The sequence below is a fragment of the Allobosea sp. genome (genome assembly GCF_048595345.1).
Lineage (GTDB): Bacteria > Pseudomonadota > Alphaproteobacteria > Rhizobiales > Beijerinckiaceae > Allobosea.
Map to the genome: position 1 here is coordinate 1 of NZ_JBMDWH010000069.1, position 15356 is coordinate 15356.

Sequence of the window (15356 nt, forward strand, 5' to 3'; positions counted from 1 at the left end):
CGCCCCGATCAGCGAGGAGACGCCGACTCCGAAAATGGTCAGCGCCAGCCCGGTCGCGACCTGATTGGCGGCGAGCGAGAGGGCCAGCACGGCGAACACCATCGCGGCCAGGACGCCCGCCAGCATCGCGGCCAGCAGCCCAAGCCCCGTGCTGCCGGTCGCGAACGCGACGGCGAAGCCCGCCACCGCGCCGCAGAGCATCATGCCCTCGACGCCGAGATTGAGAACGCCCGCCTTTTCCGCGACGAGTTCTCCGAGCGCTGCGAGCAGCAAGGGCGTGGACGCCGCGACCAGCGTCATCACGATCGAGACGAGGATGGCGGATGTCATGGCGCCGCCCTCCGCTTCCACACCAGGCGCCAGCGCACCAGCACATCGGTCGCCAGCAGCATGAAGAGCAGCAGCGCCTGGAACATGCCGGTCGCCGCCTGCGGCAGGCGGATGGTGGACTGGGCGATCTCGCCGCCGACATAGGTCGCCGCCAGCACCACTCCGCCGAAGACGATGCCGAGCGGGTCGAGCCGGCCGAGAAACGCCACGATGATGGCGGTGAAGCCATAGCCGACCGGAAATTGCGGGGTGAGCTGGCCGAAGGGGCCGGAAGCCTCGAAGATGCCGGCGAGCCCCGCCAGCGCACCGCTCAGCAGCATGGTCGCCCAGGTGGTGCGTGCGGCGCTGAAGCCGCCATGGCGGGCTGCGGCGGGCGCCAGCCCCACCACCTTCACCGCATAGCCGGCCGTAGTTTTTTCCATCAGCAACCAGGCGATGACGGCGATGACGAGCGCCAGCGGAATGCCGAGATGGACCAAAGTGCCCTCCATCATCACGGGCAGGGTCTGGTCGGCGGTGAACATGCGCGTCTGCGGGAAATTGAAGCCGTCGGGATCCTTCCACGGTCCGCGAACCAGGAAATAGAGCAACTGCACCGCGACATAGGTCAGCATCAGGCTGGTGAGGATCTCGCTGACCTGAAGCCTGACCCTGAGCAGCGCCGGGATCGCCGCCCAGGCCATGCCGCCGAGAATACCCGCAAGCGCCATGGCCGGCAGGATCCACCAGCCGCTCATGCCATAGGTGGCGAGCGCGACGCCGGTGCCGGCGATGGCGCCCATGACATATTGCCCCTCCGCGCCGATGTTCCAGACATTGGCGCGAAAGCCGATGGCGAGGCCGATCGCGATCATCACCAGCGGCGCGGCCTTCACGCCGATATCGGCCCAGCGCTGCGGCTCGGCGAAGGGCATGATAAAGATGCTCTCCACCGCCCTCAGCCCGTCATAGCCCATCGCGCCAAAGACGACGACGCCGAGCGCCATGGTCAGCGCGATCGCGATCAGAGGGCTGGAGGTTCGCATCAGAGCGCTGGGTTCACGCCGGCGGCGCCACTCAAGCATGGGCCGCCTCCGCATTCTCCGCGGCGCCATGGATGCCGCCCATCATCAGCCCGATCTCGTCGATGCCGAGGCTCGCCACCGGGCGTGGCGCAGAAAGCCGGCCCTCATTGATGACGCAGAGCCGGTCAGCGAGCTCGAGCAATTCGTCGAGATCCTGCGAGATTACCACCACCGCCGAGCCCTTGGCGGCGAGATCGACCAGCTGCTGGCGGATCGCGGCGGCGGCGCCCGCATCCACACCCCAGGTCGGCTGCGCGACCACCAGCACGGCCGGCGCCTGCCCGATTTCCCGCCCCATGATGAATTTCTGAAGATTGCCGCCGGAGAGCGAGCGCGCGGGTGCTTGATTGCCGGTGGTGCGCACGTCGAACAGCTTGATCACCCCGTCCGCGAAGCGCTTGACCGCCCCGCTGCTGATGATGCCATGCGGCGCCAGCGGCAGGCGATGCCGGGCGGTCAGGATGCCGTTCTCGGCCAGCGAGAAATCCGGGACGGCGGCATGGCCGTTGCGCTCTTCCGGCACGCAGGCGAGCCCGAGCGCCCGCCGCGCCCCAGCCTCGGCCCGGCCGATCGCTCGCCCGTCCAGGATCACCGCCTCGGCCCGCGCGGCCGGTCGTTCGCCGGAGAGGGCCGTCAGCAGTTCGGCCTGGCCGTTGCCGGCCACCCCGGCAATGCCGAGGATCTCGCCCGCCCGCGCCTCGAAGGAGACGCCGCGCAAAGCGGTGCCGAAGGGCGGATCGCCGGGGATCGACAGGCCGTCGACGATCAGCCGAGCCGGTCCCGCCATAGCCACCGCGCCATGCTCGATCCTGCGCAATTCGGCGCCGATCATCAGCTCGGCCATCCGCTTGGTGGTCTCGATCTTCGGGTCACAGGTGGCGACCACCTTGCCGCCGCGCAGGATCGTGGCGCTGTCGCAGAGCGCCTTGATCTCATGCAGCTTGTGCGAAATGTACAGGATCGCGCAGCCCTCGGACGCGATCTGGCGCAGGGTCGCGAACAGCCGGTCCACCTCCTGCGGCGTCAGCACCGAAGTCGGCTCGTCCATGATCAGCAGGCTCGGCCGTTGCAGCAGGCAGCGCACGATCTCGATGCGCTGGCGCTCGCCGACCGAGAGCGTGTGGACCTCGCGCTCGGGGTCGAGCGGCAGCGAATAGCTCTCCAGGATCGCCGCGACGCGGGCCTTGAGTTCGTGCGTGTCGCAGGCTTCGTCCAGGCCGAGCGCGATGTTCTCGATCACCGTCATCGCGTCGAACAGCGAGAAATGCTGGAACACCATGCCGATGCCCAGCCGCCGCGCCGTCTTGGGAGAGGGGATCGCAACCGGCGCACCGTTCCACGAGATCGTGCCCTCGTCGGCCTGCTGTACGCCGTAGATGATCTTCACCAGCGTCGATTTTCCGGCGCCGTTCTCGCCGAGCAGCGCATGGATTTCGCCAGGCTTCACGCTCAGGCTGATATCCTCGTTGGCTTTGACGCCCGGGAAGCTCTTCGAGATATGGGCCAGCGCCAGCCGCGGCGGCTTCTCCTGCTCAGGCGGCTGATTCATCGTGGACCCGTCTCCCTCTGGCCGTCTGCGAGCTGCCAAGCAAGCAACGCACCAGCTCCGCCGCCGTCAAGGCCGCGATCACCTCGGGGCGCTTGTCGTCCACATCGCTTCCGCCGATCGGGCAAACGAGACGGGACAGCGCCTCGCGCCGGCCGCCGGAGCGAAGGAAGCCGGATTCGAAGCGCGCCCGCTTGGTCGCCGAGCCGATCAGGCCGACATAGGTGGCATCGCCCCGTATCAGCGCGGCCTCCGCGAGGCGGTAATCCAGCGCGTGGCTGTGGGTCAGCACCACGAAAGCGGCTCCTGCCGGTGCCTGCGCCACCGCATCGACCGGATCGGCCATGCGGATGCAGGTAACGGCAGGCGGCAGGCCTGCCATGACGTCGTCGCGGTCGTCGATCAGCGAGACGGCGAAGGGCAGGGGCGCCAGCGCCGCCGCCAGCGCCCGGCCGGTATGGCCGGCGCCAAAGACCAGCACAGGTGGCCGCGACAGCAGGGCCGCCTTCTCCAGGGCCGCAATCTGCGCAAGATCGGCCGGCGTCGCCCGCTTCAGCGAAACCCTGACGCGCCCGCCGCAGCACTGGCCCATCTGCGGGCCGAGGGGGATGTCGAGATGCGCTTCGATCGTGTCGTTGCTCAGCATCTGGCGGGCGATGTCGATGCAGTGGAATTCGAGTTGCCCGCCGCCGATCGTTCCTGCGGTCGCGGTCGCGGAGACGGCCATACAGGCGCCCGCTTCGCGGGGCGTCGAGCCAAGCGCGGCCTCAATCCGAACGAGGATCGCCCTCCCGGCCAGGTGACGGGAGAGGAAGGCGGATAGCGTCATACATTCTCTCCCACCTTGCGAGCCAAGCGCGGGGAACCCCTCTCCTGTAAGGAGAGGGGTAGGGGTGAGGTGTAGGCCCCTGGACGTATCAGCGCGAACCTGACCGTTGCTGCGGTGAGACCACGGCTACGGCGTCCAGTGGCCATCCCCTCACCCTGCCCTCTCCCTATGGGAGAGGGTTCCCCGCTGTGGGTCCGCCTCGTCGGGGAGGGCGGTGGCGCCCTCACAATCCAGCCTCCGCCCGCACGCGCTCGACCGCATCGAGCACCCGCTCCGGCGTCGCCGGTGCATCCAGGCGTGGGCAGATCCTGTGATCCCCAACGCTTGCCACCGCGTCCGAGAGCGCGTGCAGCACGCAGATCGCCAGCATCAGCGGCGGTTCTCCGACCGCCTTGGAGCGGTGGATCGTCGGCTCGCGATTGGGCGCGTCCTCCAGCAGATGCACGTTGAAAATGCGCGGCCGGTCGGAGGCGACGGGAATCTTGTAGGTCGAGGGCGCGTGGGTCCAGAGCCGGCCCTTTTTGTCCCAGACCAGTTCCTCGGTCGTCAGCCAGCCCATGCCCTGCACGAAGCCGCCCTCGATCTGGCCCTTGTCGATCGCCGGATTCAGCGATTGCCCGCAATCATGCAGGATATCGACCCGCTCCACCTTGTATTCGCCTGTCAGCGTGTCGATGGCGACTTCGGCCGCCGCCGCGCCATAGGCGAAATAATAGAACGGATGGCCGCGCCCGGTTTTGCGATCCCAATGGATCTTGGGCGTGGCATAGAACCCCGTCGCAGAGAGCTGCACGCGGGCCATATAGGCGGCGGCGACCAGCTCCCTGAAGCCGATCTCGCGCGCGCCGACCTTCACCCGACCGGGCAGGAAGACGATCGCCTCCGGCTCTTCCTGCCAGTGCCGCGCGGCGAAGTCCGTGAGCCGCCGCTTGATCGTCTCGCAGGCGTCGAGCGCGGCCATGCCGTTCAGATCGGAGCCGGAAGAGGCGGCCGTCGCCGAGGTGTTAGGCACCTTGCCGGTCGTCGTCGCGGTGATCTTCACATCGTCGAGCCCGATGCCGAAGGCCTGCGCCACCACCTGCGCCACCTTGATGTAGAGCCCCTGGCCCATCTCGGTGCCGCCATGGTTCAGCGAAACCGTGCCGTCGGTGTAGACATGCACCAGCGCCCCGGCCTGATTGAACCAGGTCGCGGTGAAGGAGATGCCGAACTTCACCGGGGTGAGGGCGATGCCTCGCTTGACGATGGGGCTCGTCCGGTTGGACTCGCGGATCGCTGTCTTGCGCGCCTGATAATCGCAGCGCCGCTCCAGCTCGGCCATCACCCCGCCGGCGATATTGTCCTCGACGGTCTGGTGATAGGGCGTGAGATCGCGGCCGGCGCCGCCATAGAGGTTGCGCCTGCGCACCTCCAGCGGGTCGAGGCCAGTCGCGAAGGCGACCTCCTCGATGAAACGCTCGGCCCCGACCATGCCTTGCGGCCCGCCAAAGCCCCGAAAGGCGGTGTTGGAGCAGGTGTTGGTAAGGAGCGGCTCGGAGCGGGCCCGCACCGCCGGGTAAAAGTAGCAATTGTCCATGTGGAACAGTGCCCGGTCGGTGACCGGGCCGGAGAGATCGGCATTCCAGCCGCAGCGCGCCGCATAGACCGCGTCCACCGCATGAATGCGGCCCTCGTCGTCGAAGCCGATCTCGTAATCGACCACGAAATCATGGCGTTTGCCGGTGATCGCCATGTCGTCGTCGCGGTCGGGCCTCAGCTTGACCGGCCGCTTCAGTTTGCGGGCGGCGAGGGCCGCGACGCAGGCGAAGAGATTGGCTTGAGTCTCCTTGCCGCCGAAGCCGCCGCCCATGCGCCTGACCTCGATCGTCACCGCATGGGAGCCGACGCCGAGCACCGCCGCGACCATGTGCTGGACTTCCGAGGGATGCTGGGTCGAGACATACACCAGCATGTCCTCGTCCTCGCCGGGGATGGCGAGCGCGATCTGCCCCTCGAGATAGAAATGCTCCTGCCCGCCGATCGTCATCGCGCCTTTGAGGCGGAGCGGGCTGGCGGCGAGGGCGGCGGTGAGGTCACCGCGCTGGAGGGTGAGCGGCTCCGTGACGAGCGCGCTGCCGTTCCCGCGGGCGGCCGCGATGTCGATGAGCGCGGGCTCCTCGGCATAGTCCGCCTTGGCGAGAGCCGCGGCCTGGCGCGCCTGTTCTCGCGTCCCGGCGACCACGGCGAAGAGCGGCTGACCGTGGAAGAGAATGCGCTCGCCCGCGAACAGCGGCTCGTCATGCCGATGCGCCGAGGAGATGTCGTTGGTCCCGGGGATATCGGCAGCCGTCAGCACGGCCAGCACGCCCGGCGCATTTCTCACAGGCCCGAGGTCGAGTGAGAGCAGCCGGCCATGGGCGATGCTGGCTGTGCCAAGATAGGCGTGAAGCAGACCATCGGGCGCGGCGATATCGTCGATATAGACGGCTTCGCCCGCCACATGCTTGCGTGCGGAATCATGAATGCGGTCGCTGCCCACGATGGCTGATCCGGCCAGCGGCTTGGGCTTCCCGGGTTCGATCCTGCGGCGGGCATCAGCCATGGGCGGCCTCCGCCAGCAGCCCGGCGACGCGCACGCGCGTCTGCGGCTCGGTGGCCTCGATCAGGAAGCGCCGCAGCAGATTGCCCGCGACCTGAAGCCGGTAACGGGCTGAGGCCCGCATATCGTCGAGCGGCGTGAAGTCCTGCCCCAGAGCAGCGACGGCGTCATCGACGGCTCCCGCGTCGAAGAGCCGGCCGAGCAGTGCGGCTTCCGCAGCCACGGCCCGTTTGGGAATTCCCGCCATGCCGCCATATGCCAGCCGCGTCTCCGTGACCCGGCCCTCTGTGTCGCGCCGGATGAGGAACGCGCCGCACACGGCCGAGATGTCCTCGTCGAAGCGTTTCGACACTTTGGAGACATGGAAAAGCGTCCCGGCCTCCGGCTTTGGGACGATCACCGCCTCGACGAACTCGCCGGGCCGGCGGTCCTGCTTGCGATAGTCGAGGAAGAACTCTTCGAGGGGGAGGGTGCGGCGGCTCGTTCTTTTCGAGCCCTCATCCTGAGGAGCAAGCGCAGCTTGCGTCTCGAAGGAGGCTCCAGAGGATCCCGGAGCCTCATGGACCATCCTTCGAGACGCCGCCTGTGGCGGCTCCTCAGGACGAGGACTGGAGGAGGACCCACGCGCCAGGACCAGCCTCGCCCCCAGCGCGATCAGCGCCGGCGGCAGGTCACCGATCGGCGAGCCATTGGCGATGTTGCCGCCGATCGTCCCGGCATTGCGCACCTGCTCGCCGCCGAAGCGGCGCATCAATTCGTCGAGCTGTGGCGAGAGCGCGGCGAGGGCCGGCCGGACATCCGCATGCGTCGCCATCGCGCCGAAGCGGAGATGATCGCCGTGATCCTCGATCGCTCGCAACGCCTCGATCCGCCCGAGATAAATAACCGGATCGGGCCGTTTCATGCCCTTGGTCACCCACAGGCCGACATCGGTGGCGCCGGCCACCAGCGTCGCCTGCGGATGCGCCACGACGAGATCGGCCAGCGCCGCGACGGTGGCCGGACCGTAGAAATGTCGGCCCGCGCCTTCGAGGCTGAGCGTGGCTTCATCGGCGAGAGCCGCGAGGCGGGCGGCGACCCCGCTCTGCCGCGCGAAGGTCGCATCGGTTGCGCGAGGTGTGATGTCCCCCATGCGCCGGCCTGCCGCGATGATCGGCTCATAGCCGGTGCAGCGACACAGATTGCCCGCCAGCGCATCCTCGATCCGCGCCACGGACGGCGCATCCTCGTTCAGCCAGAGCGCGAAGAGCGACATCACGAAGCCGGGCGTGCAGAAGCCGCATTGCGAACCATGGCACTCCACCATCGCCTGCTGCACGGCATGCAGCGCGCCGTCCGCGCCTTTCAGATGCTCGACGGTGAGAAGCTGGCAGCCATCCAGCGTCGGCAGGAAGCGGATACAGGCATTGATGGCCTCGTAGCGAAGCGTTCCACGATCGAGCCGGCCGACCACGACGGTGCAGGCGCCGCAATCGCCCTCCGCACAGCCCTCCTTGGTGCCGGTCAGACGCCGTTCCAGCCGCAGCCAGTCCAGCACCGTCAGCGTCGGATCGCAGGAGGCGATCTCGATGAGCTCGTCGCCGAGGAGAAAGCGCAGGGAGCTACGCATGGCGCTCTCGCATGGCTGCGAATGGACGTAATTGAAGCAAGGAGCAGGGAGCGGTCGAACGCATGCCCTCAGATTAGGCACGTTCCACGCTTGGCCGGAAGCGTTGATTGGGTGCAGATGGATGTCGTTTTGTGCCGGAGCCGCCGATCGTGACTGCATCTGCCGCCATTCGCGCCTTGCGCGGCCGTCTGCTCTGGTTCAGCGGCGACCCCTGGACGCAAGGCGAGGCGGCGCATCATTATGTCGCGGACGGGCTGCTCGTCATCGAGAATGGTCTGGTGAAGACGGCCGGGGACACCCGCTCTCTTCTGGCGACGCTGCCGGCCGATGCCGAGATCATCGATCATCGCCCGCATCTGATCATGCCGGGCTTCATCGACGCCCATATCCACATGCCGCAGACGCAGGTGGTCGCCTCCTATGGCGCCCAATTGATGGACTGGCTGAATCGCTACACCTTCGTCGAGGAGCAGAAACTCGCCCAGCAGGGCCATGCGGAGAAGCTCGCCGCCTTCTGTCTCGACGAGTTGCTGGCCAACGGCACGACGACCGCGGCGGTCTATGGTTCGGTGCATCGGCAATCCGCCGAGGCCTTCTTCCGGGAATCGCACCGGCGCAACACCCGTATGATCGCCGGCAAGGTGATGATGGACCGCAATGCGCCCGAGGCGCTGACCGACACGGCCGAGAGCGGCTACCGCGACTCCAGTGACCTGATCGCCCGCTGGCACGGCAAGGGCCGGCAGCTCTATGCGATCACGCCGCGCTTCGCGATTACCTCCACCCCCGAGCAACTGGCCGCGGCGGGGCGCCTCGCCGCCGAGCATCCAGACTGCCACATTCAGACACATATCGACGAGAACCGGGCCGAAATCGCCTTCGCCCGCGAGCTTTATCCCGAGGCTGCGGACTATGCCGATATCTATCGGCGCTTCGGCCTTTTGGGCCCTAAAAGTCTGATGGGCCATTGCATCCATATGACCCATAATGAATGGCGGGCCTTCGCCGAAACCGGAGCGGTCGCGGTCTTCTGCCCCACCTCCAACCTCTTCCTCGGCTCCGGCCTGTTCGATTGGGCCCATGCGAGGCAGCGCGGCGTCAAGGTCGCGGTCGCCACCGATATCGGCGGCGGCACCTCCTATTCGATGCTCCGGACCATGGCCGAGGCCTATAAGGTGCTGCAGCTCCAGGGCCAGTCGCTCTCCGCTTTCGCTGCGCTACACGCGATCACGCTCGGCAATGCGCAGGCGCTGGGGCTCGACCCTTGGATCGGCAGCTTCGAGCCCGGCCGCGAGGCGGATGTCGTGGTGCTCGACACCGGAGCCACGCGCGCGATGGCGCACCGGCTGGAGACGGCGCGCGATTTGGCGGAAGAGCTCTTCGTCCTCGTCACGCTGGGCGACGACCGCAACGTCGTCGCGACCTATGTGGCGGGGGAGCGGGTGGTGCGAGGCGGCTGAGTCCGTGTTCAACAATTCGATTTTTTGTTGAACACGGTTTCGCTCAGCCCAGTGCGCCGCCCTGGCGGGCGTGAGCGATGTAAAGCTCCCGCAGTCGCAGCGTGGCGGGGCCTGGCGCGCCGTTATGGATGCTGTGGCCGTCGATGGAAGTCACCGGCATCACCATGCTGGTGGCGGAGGTAATGAAGGCCTCCTCGGCGTCCAGGGCCTCGTCCAGCGTGAATTCCCGCTCCTCGAAGCTGAAATCGGACTCGGCCAGGAAGGCGAGCACGGCCTTGCGGGTGATGCCGGGCAGCACCTTGTGCGAGAGCGGGCGGGAGATCAGCGTCTTGCCCTTGACGATCCAGGCGGTGGAGGAGGCGCCCTCGGTCACCACCCCGTCCTCGACCATCCACGCCTCCTGCGCCCCGGCCTCGGCCGCGATCTGCTTGGCGAGCACGGGGGCGAGCAGGTTCACGCTCTTGATGTCGCGGCGCGCCCAGCGCAGATCCGGCGTCGAGACGACCTTGATGCCGGTCTTGGCGGCAGGCGCGTTCACGAAGTTGCGCGCCTGGGTGAACATCACCAGCGTCGGCTTCACATCCTTGGGGAAGGGGAAGTCGCGGTCGCAGGCGCCGCGCGAAACCTGGAGATAGATGCTGCCTTCGTCCAGCGCGTTGCGGCGGATCAGCTCTTCATGGATCGCCACCAGCTCCTCCTTGGACCAGGGCAGCGACAGCCTGATCTCGCCGCAGGAGCGCTCGAGCCGCGCCAGATGCGCCTCGCAATCGACCAGCTTGCCGGCGATCACCGCCGAAACCTCGTAGATGCCGTCACCGAAGATGAAGCCGCGGTCGAAGATGGAAACGGTCGCCTCTTCTTCGGGCAGGTAGGATCCGTTGACGTAGACGATACGGCTCATCGTGGCAGGCTCGCGCTCGGGGTGGTGGCACTGTTGGTAGCGAAGACAGGCCGCCCTTGCGAGCGCGCCGGGAAGGAAGCAGGCCGGCGCCTGACGCAGGGCCGGGCCGCAAGCCTCCTCAGGGAGCCTTCGCCCTGACGTTGTTTTCGAGTTCGATCCGGCAGTCGCTCGCGGCCTTGCTGCAATCCTGCAGCGCGTTCTTCCGGGCCTCGTCGATCGACGGCGCGCCGAACCAGTAGCGGAACTGCTTCTTGGAAGGGCTGTAGGCCAGCGCCTTCTCGCCCGGCATGCTGAAATAGCGCTCGAAGACGGGCGCCCTCTCGACAAGGCCGAGGCCGGCGAATTCGGCTTTCGCCAGGTCCGGCTGCCAGGTGGGCAGCTTCCAGGCGCGCAGCGAGGCATCGAGCTCCGGCAACCAGCGCATGCGGGCCCGGATGAAGATCAGATGGCCCGGCGGCTTGATGTCGCTGAGCTCGACGAAGCGCACATCGCCGCCGCCGTCGAGCGCCGCTGCGCGCATCCGGTCGACCGTGGCGGGCGGAAACAGCTCGTCGTTCTGCGCATAGATCCAGAGCTGGGGCGGATAACCCTTCCCGCGCCAGCCGGACACGGCCGCGACCAGCGCATCGCGGCTCTTCTCGGCGCAATCGTCGAGCACGACGCCGCCAGCGACGTTGATCACGCCGCGCAGGCCCGGCGGGCGCTTGCGGGCCAAGGCCATCATCGCCATGCCGCCGGCCGACTCGCCGAGCCCGATCACCCGCTCGGGGTCGACATCCGCGCGCTGGGTGAGGGCGGTGAAGATCGCCTCCATCTCCTCGGTGTCCTGCGCGATGCGGGGCGCCAGATCCGGAGTGGCGCAGGAGAGCCCCTCTCCGCGAAACGGCCCGTCCGACTGGCCGAAGCCGCGCCGGACCACCACGGCGGCGAGCCAGCCGCGCCGGGCGAGATCGCGCGCGATGCCGGCATAGTTCGTCGCCTTGAGATCGCTCATGCGCACGCCGCTCGGCGATTTGCCATGGGTGATCAGCGCGAGAGGCAGCTTGGCGGCGCCACCCTCCGGCTTCACCACGAGCATCTCCAGACGCACGTCACGCCCGCCGATCTTGACCCGCAGGAAGCCGTTGTCCTCGCTCACCGACTGGGCGAGCGCCGGCGCCGCCGAGAGCCCCGACAGCGCGAGCAGCATCAGCGCCGCTGCCGTCCGACACCAGCTCCGCATCGCCCCCCTCCCGTGTCCGAAAGCCTGTCTCAGCCGGCCTGGGCGGCGGCGCGCTCCTGCGCCTCCACCACCGCCAGCGCCGTCATGTTGACGACGCCGCGCGCGGTCACCGACCCGGTCAGGATATGGGCTGGCTTGGCGGTGCCGATGAGGATCGGGCCGACCGGCAGCGCATCGGCCATCACCTTGGCGAACTGGTAGGAGATATTGGCGGCGTCGAGATTGGGGAAGATCAGGACATTCGCCATGTCCTTCAGTGTCGAGGACGGCAGAACGCGCTCGCGGATCAGCGGAACCAGCGCCGTATCCGCCTCCATCTCGCCGTCACATTCGAGGTGCGGCGCCCGCTCGCGGATGAGCTTCAGCGCCTTGCGCATCTTGACGGCGGAAGGCGTATCGGCCGCGCCGAAATCGGAATGGGAGAGCAGCGCGATCTTCGGCTCGATGCCGAAGCGGGCGACATGGCTCGCCGCCAGCACCGTCATGTCGGCGATCTCCTCGGCGCTGGGATCGGCCTTCACATGGGTGTCGGCGAGGAAGAAGGCGCCCTTGTTGGTCACGATCAGCGTCATCGCCGCGATGTCGCAGACCCCCGGGGCCAGGCCGATGATGTCCTTGATGTGCCGCAGCCGCGACATGAACCGCCCTTCGAGGCCGGTGATCATGGCATCGGCCTCGCCGCGCGCGACGGCGAGCGCTGCGATCACGGTGTTGTTGGTGCGCACCAGCGCCCGTGCGGCATCCGGGGTGATCCCGCGCCGGCCGGCGATGTCGAGATAGGTCTGGACATAGTCGCGATAGCGCGGATCGTCCTCGGGATTGACGATCTCGAAATCGACATTGGGCTTCAGCGAGAGGCCGAAGCGCTGGATGCGCGTCTCGATCACGCTCGGGCGGCCGATCAGGATCGGGATGGCCAGCCCTTCCTCCAGCGCCACCTGGGCGGCGCGCAGCACCCGCTCATCCTCGCCCTCGGCGTAGATCACGCGCTTGGGATCGGCCTTCGCCGCTTGGAACAGCGGCTTCATGATGAAGCCGGAGCGGAAGACGAAGCGCGAGAGCTGCTCGCGATAGGCCTCGACATCGACCAGGGGCTTGCGCGCCACGCCGGTCGTCATCGCCGCTTCCGCCACCGCGGGCGCGATGCGCATGATCAGGCGCGGATCGAACGGGTTCGGGATCAGCGAGGTCGCGCCGAAGGTCGAGGTTTCGCCGCCATAGGCGCGGGCCGCGACATCCGAGCTCGCCTCGCGGGCGAGCGCCGCGATCGCGCGCACGGCGGCGAGCTTCATCGCCTCGTTGATCGTCGTCGCCTGCACGTCGAGCGCGCCGCGGAAGATGTAAGGGAAGCACAGGACGTTGTTGACCTGGTTCGGATAATCCGAGCGGCCGGTGCAGATCATCGCGTCGGGGCGGGCGGCGAGCGCATCCTCCGGCGTGATCTCGGGATTGGGGTTGGCGAGAGCCAGGATGAGCGGCTTGGGCGCCATGCGCTTGGCCATCTCCGGCTTCAGCACGCCGGCGGCGGAGAGGCCGAGGAAGATGTCCGCGCCCTCGATGACGTCGTTCAGGACCCGGGCGTCCGTCTCCTGCGCATAGACCTCCTTCCAGCGGTCCATCAGCACGTTGCGGCCCTTGTAGACCACGCCTTCCAGATCTGTGAGCCACACGTTCTTGCGCTGCACGCCGAGCTCGACCAGCAGGTTGGTGCAGGCCAGCGCGGCGGCGCCCGCCCCCGACACCACGAGCTTGACGTCGCCGATTTTCTTGCCGGCGAGGTCGAGCCCGTTCAGGACGGCGGCCGAGACGATGATCGCGGTGCCGTGCTGGTCGTCATGGAAGACGGGGATCTTCATCCGGGCCTTGAGCTGCTCCTCGATCTCGAAGCATTCCGGGCCCTTTATGTCTTCCAGGTTGATGCCGCCGAAGGTCGGCTCCAGCGCCGCGACGACCTCGACGAACTTCTCGATGTTCTTCTGCTCGACCTCGATGTCGAAGCAGTCGATGCCGGCGAACTTCTTGAACAGGACCGCCTTGCCTTCCATGACCGGCTTGGAGGCGAGCGGCCCGATATCGCCGAGGCCCAGCACGGCGGTGCCGTTGGTGACGACGGCCACGAGGTTCTGGCGGGAGGTGAGTTCGGCCGCTTCCGCCGGATCGTCGACGATCGCTTCGCAGGCGGCGGCGACGCCGGGGGAATAGGCGAGGGCGAGGTCGCGCTGGTTTCCGAGCGGCTTGGTGGCCTGGATCTCGAGCTTACCGGGGCGCGGCAGGCGGTGATAGACCAGCGCGCCCGAGCGCAGATCGGTGGAGAGCGTGCTTTTCATCGTGGCGACCCCAGCAGGCAGAGCCTGCGGAGGTCGCGCGGAAACGGCCCTGCGTCAAGCTTGGAATGACCCAAATCCGCGCCACCCCAATGGCCCGAACCAAATCACAGTTATTCAACCGATTGAATGGCTGGATGCCGGCCGGTGTCACGAGGGATGGGCCGCCCGATTGTTGCAAGCAGGCTTAGAACGCCTTGAAGGTGATGATCGTGTGGGTGTCGGCGATCTCGGGGATCGACTGCACCTTCTGCGCGACGAAATGGCCGATATCGACATCCGCCGCGACATGGAACTTGGCGAGGATGTCGTAATTGCCGGCGGTGGAATAGATTTCCGAGGCGATCTCGCGGTCGGCGAGTTCGCTCGCGACCTCATAGGTCTTGCCGAGCTTGCATTTGATCTCGACGAAGAAGGTCTGCATGGCGCACTCCGGCAAAGCTGGGCTCTGGATAGAATCCTCCGGCCCCGAAGATCAAGCGCCCGCGAGTTCGGCGATTCGCCGCGTCATCGCGCTGTCGGGGTCGGCGAGGTCGGCGATGACGGTGAAGTGGTTCGCGCCGGGGATTTCCTCATAGCGCGTCTGCACGCCTTCGAGGCCCCAGACATCGACGATGCGCCGGCTCTGCTTGTGGTATTCGGCACTTTCGGCTCCCCCCACCACGGCGTCCATGGTCAGGCGCGAGGGGGCGGGCCAGAAGAACGGGCTCTCCCGCTCGGCCGATTCCATGTCGAGCCGCAGCGCGTCGTTGATGCTGGTCTCTGTCAGGGGCTTGAGATTGTAGAGGCCGGAAATGCCGTAGGCGGCCGGCACCAGCCGCTCGGGCAGGTCGGTGCCGACATTGGCCCAGTTGGTCGCCAGCGCGCAGGCCGCCAGGTGCCCGCCCGCCGAATGCCCGCTCGCCACCACCTTCAGCCCATAGCGCCGCCAGAGAGCGGCAGCGGCCTGCTGGATCTCCCAGACGATATGGCCGAGCGTGACCTGCGGGCAAAGATCGTAGCCCACGACCGCGACGGGCACGCCACGCGCATTCAGCCCCCGGGCCATATGCGAGAAGAAGCTGCGGTCCAGCGCCTGCCAGTAGCCGCCATGGATGAACATCACCAGCGCGTCACCCCGCGCCTCCTGCGGCTTGAACAGGTCGAATCGCTGCCGCTCGCTCTCGCCATAGGCCAGGCCGAGTTCGCAGGTCGCGACCTCGCGATAGGCGGTCGCATCCGCCTGCCAGCCGGCGATCAGCCCCGGATGCTCCGGCACGCGGGCGCGGTTGTTGTATTCGGTCTCGTAATCGGGCGAAGGCGCGTTCTCGGTCATGGCGCCAGCGTGGCAGGCCAGGCCGCCATGCGCCAGCGCTTTTGACACAGGCCTGGCGTGAGGTGAAAAGCAGGCGGCCCGGTCGGGCCGCGCCCCCCAGTCGGCGGGGGGCCCACCGCAAAGAAAACCACCGAGGGGGCCAAGGAAAACCCCCGTCAAGCCGCAGTAACCCCCGGCC

At 67.6% G+C, this 15356-nt stretch carries 12 protein-coding genes; 1 reads left to right on the forward strand and 11 read right to left on the reverse strand.

Annotated features, from left to right (window positions below; all coding sequences use genetic code 11):
• The 6 genes from ACOJTB_RS08175 to ACOJTB_RS08200 form a co-directional block, all read right to left on the reverse strand.
• Positions 1-330 (reverse strand): ABC transporter permease subunit (locus ACOJTB_RS08175; RefSeq protein ID WP_420102033.1); only part of this gene is annotated, 330 nt, incomplete at its 3' end.
• On the reverse strand, positions 327-1394 hold the full coding sequence (locus ACOJTB_RS08180) for an ABC transporter permease (protein ID WP_420102034.1): 1068 nt from the start codon (positions 1392-1394) through the stop codon (positions 327-329). The genes ACOJTB_RS08175 and ACOJTB_RS08180, both read right to left, overlap by 4 nt.
• A complete protein-coding gene (locus ACOJTB_RS08185) occupies positions 1387-2943 on the reverse strand; it encodes an ABC transporter ATP-binding protein (RefSeq protein ID WP_420102035.1) in 1557 nt (518 codons plus the stop codon). The genes ACOJTB_RS08180 and ACOJTB_RS08185 overlap by 8 nt, the downstream gene beginning before the upstream one ends.
• On the reverse strand, positions 2927-3769 hold the full coding sequence (gene xdhC / locus ACOJTB_RS08190) for a xanthine dehydrogenase accessory protein XdhC (protein ID WP_420102036.1): 843 nt from the start codon (positions 3767-3769) through the stop codon (positions 2927-2929). The genes ACOJTB_RS08185 and xdhC overlap by 17 nt, the downstream gene beginning before the upstream one ends.
• A gap of 223 nt (positions 3770-3992) precedes the next feature.
• Positions 3993-6350 carry a xanthine dehydrogenase molybdopterin binding subunit gene (gene xdhB / locus ACOJTB_RS08195; protein WP_420102037.1) on the reverse strand — a complete coding sequence of 786 codons (2358 nt, stop codon included), beginning with the start codon at positions 6348-6350 and terminating at the stop codon, positions 3993-3995.
• Entirely contained in the window at positions 6343-7956 is a 1614-nt protein-coding gene (locus tag ACOJTB_RS08200) for a xanthine dehydrogenase small subunit (protein WP_420102038.1), read from the reverse strand. Before ACOJTB_RS08200 ends, xdhB begins: the two co-directional genes overlap by 8 nt.
• 149 nt (positions 7957-8105) lie before the next feature.
• Between ACOJTB_RS08200 and guaD the strand changes: the two genes are divergently transcribed.
• Positions 8106-9416 (forward strand): guanine deaminase, encoded by a 1311-nt coding sequence (gene guaD, locus ACOJTB_RS08205; RefSeq protein WP_420102039.1) that lies wholly within the window; start codon positions 8106-8108, stop codon positions 9414-9416.
• A 43-nt stretch (positions 9417-9459) separates the two neighbouring features.
• Here guaD and ACOJTB_RS08210 read toward each other — a convergent pair whose 3' ends face one another.
• From ACOJTB_RS08210 to ACOJTB_RS08230, 5 genes are all read right to left on the reverse strand, one after another.
• Positions 9460-10317, reverse strand: a complete 858-nt coding sequence (locus ACOJTB_RS08210) for a D-amino-acid transaminase (RefSeq protein WP_420102040.1) — start codon at positions 10315-10317, stop codon at positions 9460-9462.
• 118 nt (positions 10318-10435) lie between these two features.
• Positions 10436-11539 (reverse strand): serine aminopeptidase domain-containing protein, encoded by a 1104-nt coding sequence (locus tag ACOJTB_RS08215; RefSeq protein WP_420102041.1) that lies wholly within the window; start codon positions 11537-11539, stop codon positions 10436-10438.
• A gap of 29 nt (positions 11540-11568) precedes the next feature.
• On the reverse strand, positions 11569-13866 hold the full coding sequence (locus tag ACOJTB_RS08220) for an NADP-dependent malic enzyme (RefSeq protein WP_420102042.1): 2298 nt from the start codon (positions 13864-13866) through the stop codon (positions 11569-11571).
• Positions 13867-14050: 184 nt separating this feature from the next.
• Entirely contained in the window at positions 14051-14287 is a 237-nt protein-coding gene (locus ACOJTB_RS08225; protein ID WP_038361355.1) for an Lrp/AsnC ligand binding domain-containing protein, read from the reverse strand.
• A gap of 51 nt (positions 14288-14338) precedes the next feature.
• A complete protein-coding gene (locus ACOJTB_RS08230) occupies positions 14339-15178 on the reverse strand; it encodes an alpha/beta hydrolase (protein WP_420102043.1) in 840 nt (279 codons plus the stop codon).
• Positions 15179-15356 lie beyond the last annotated feature (178 nt).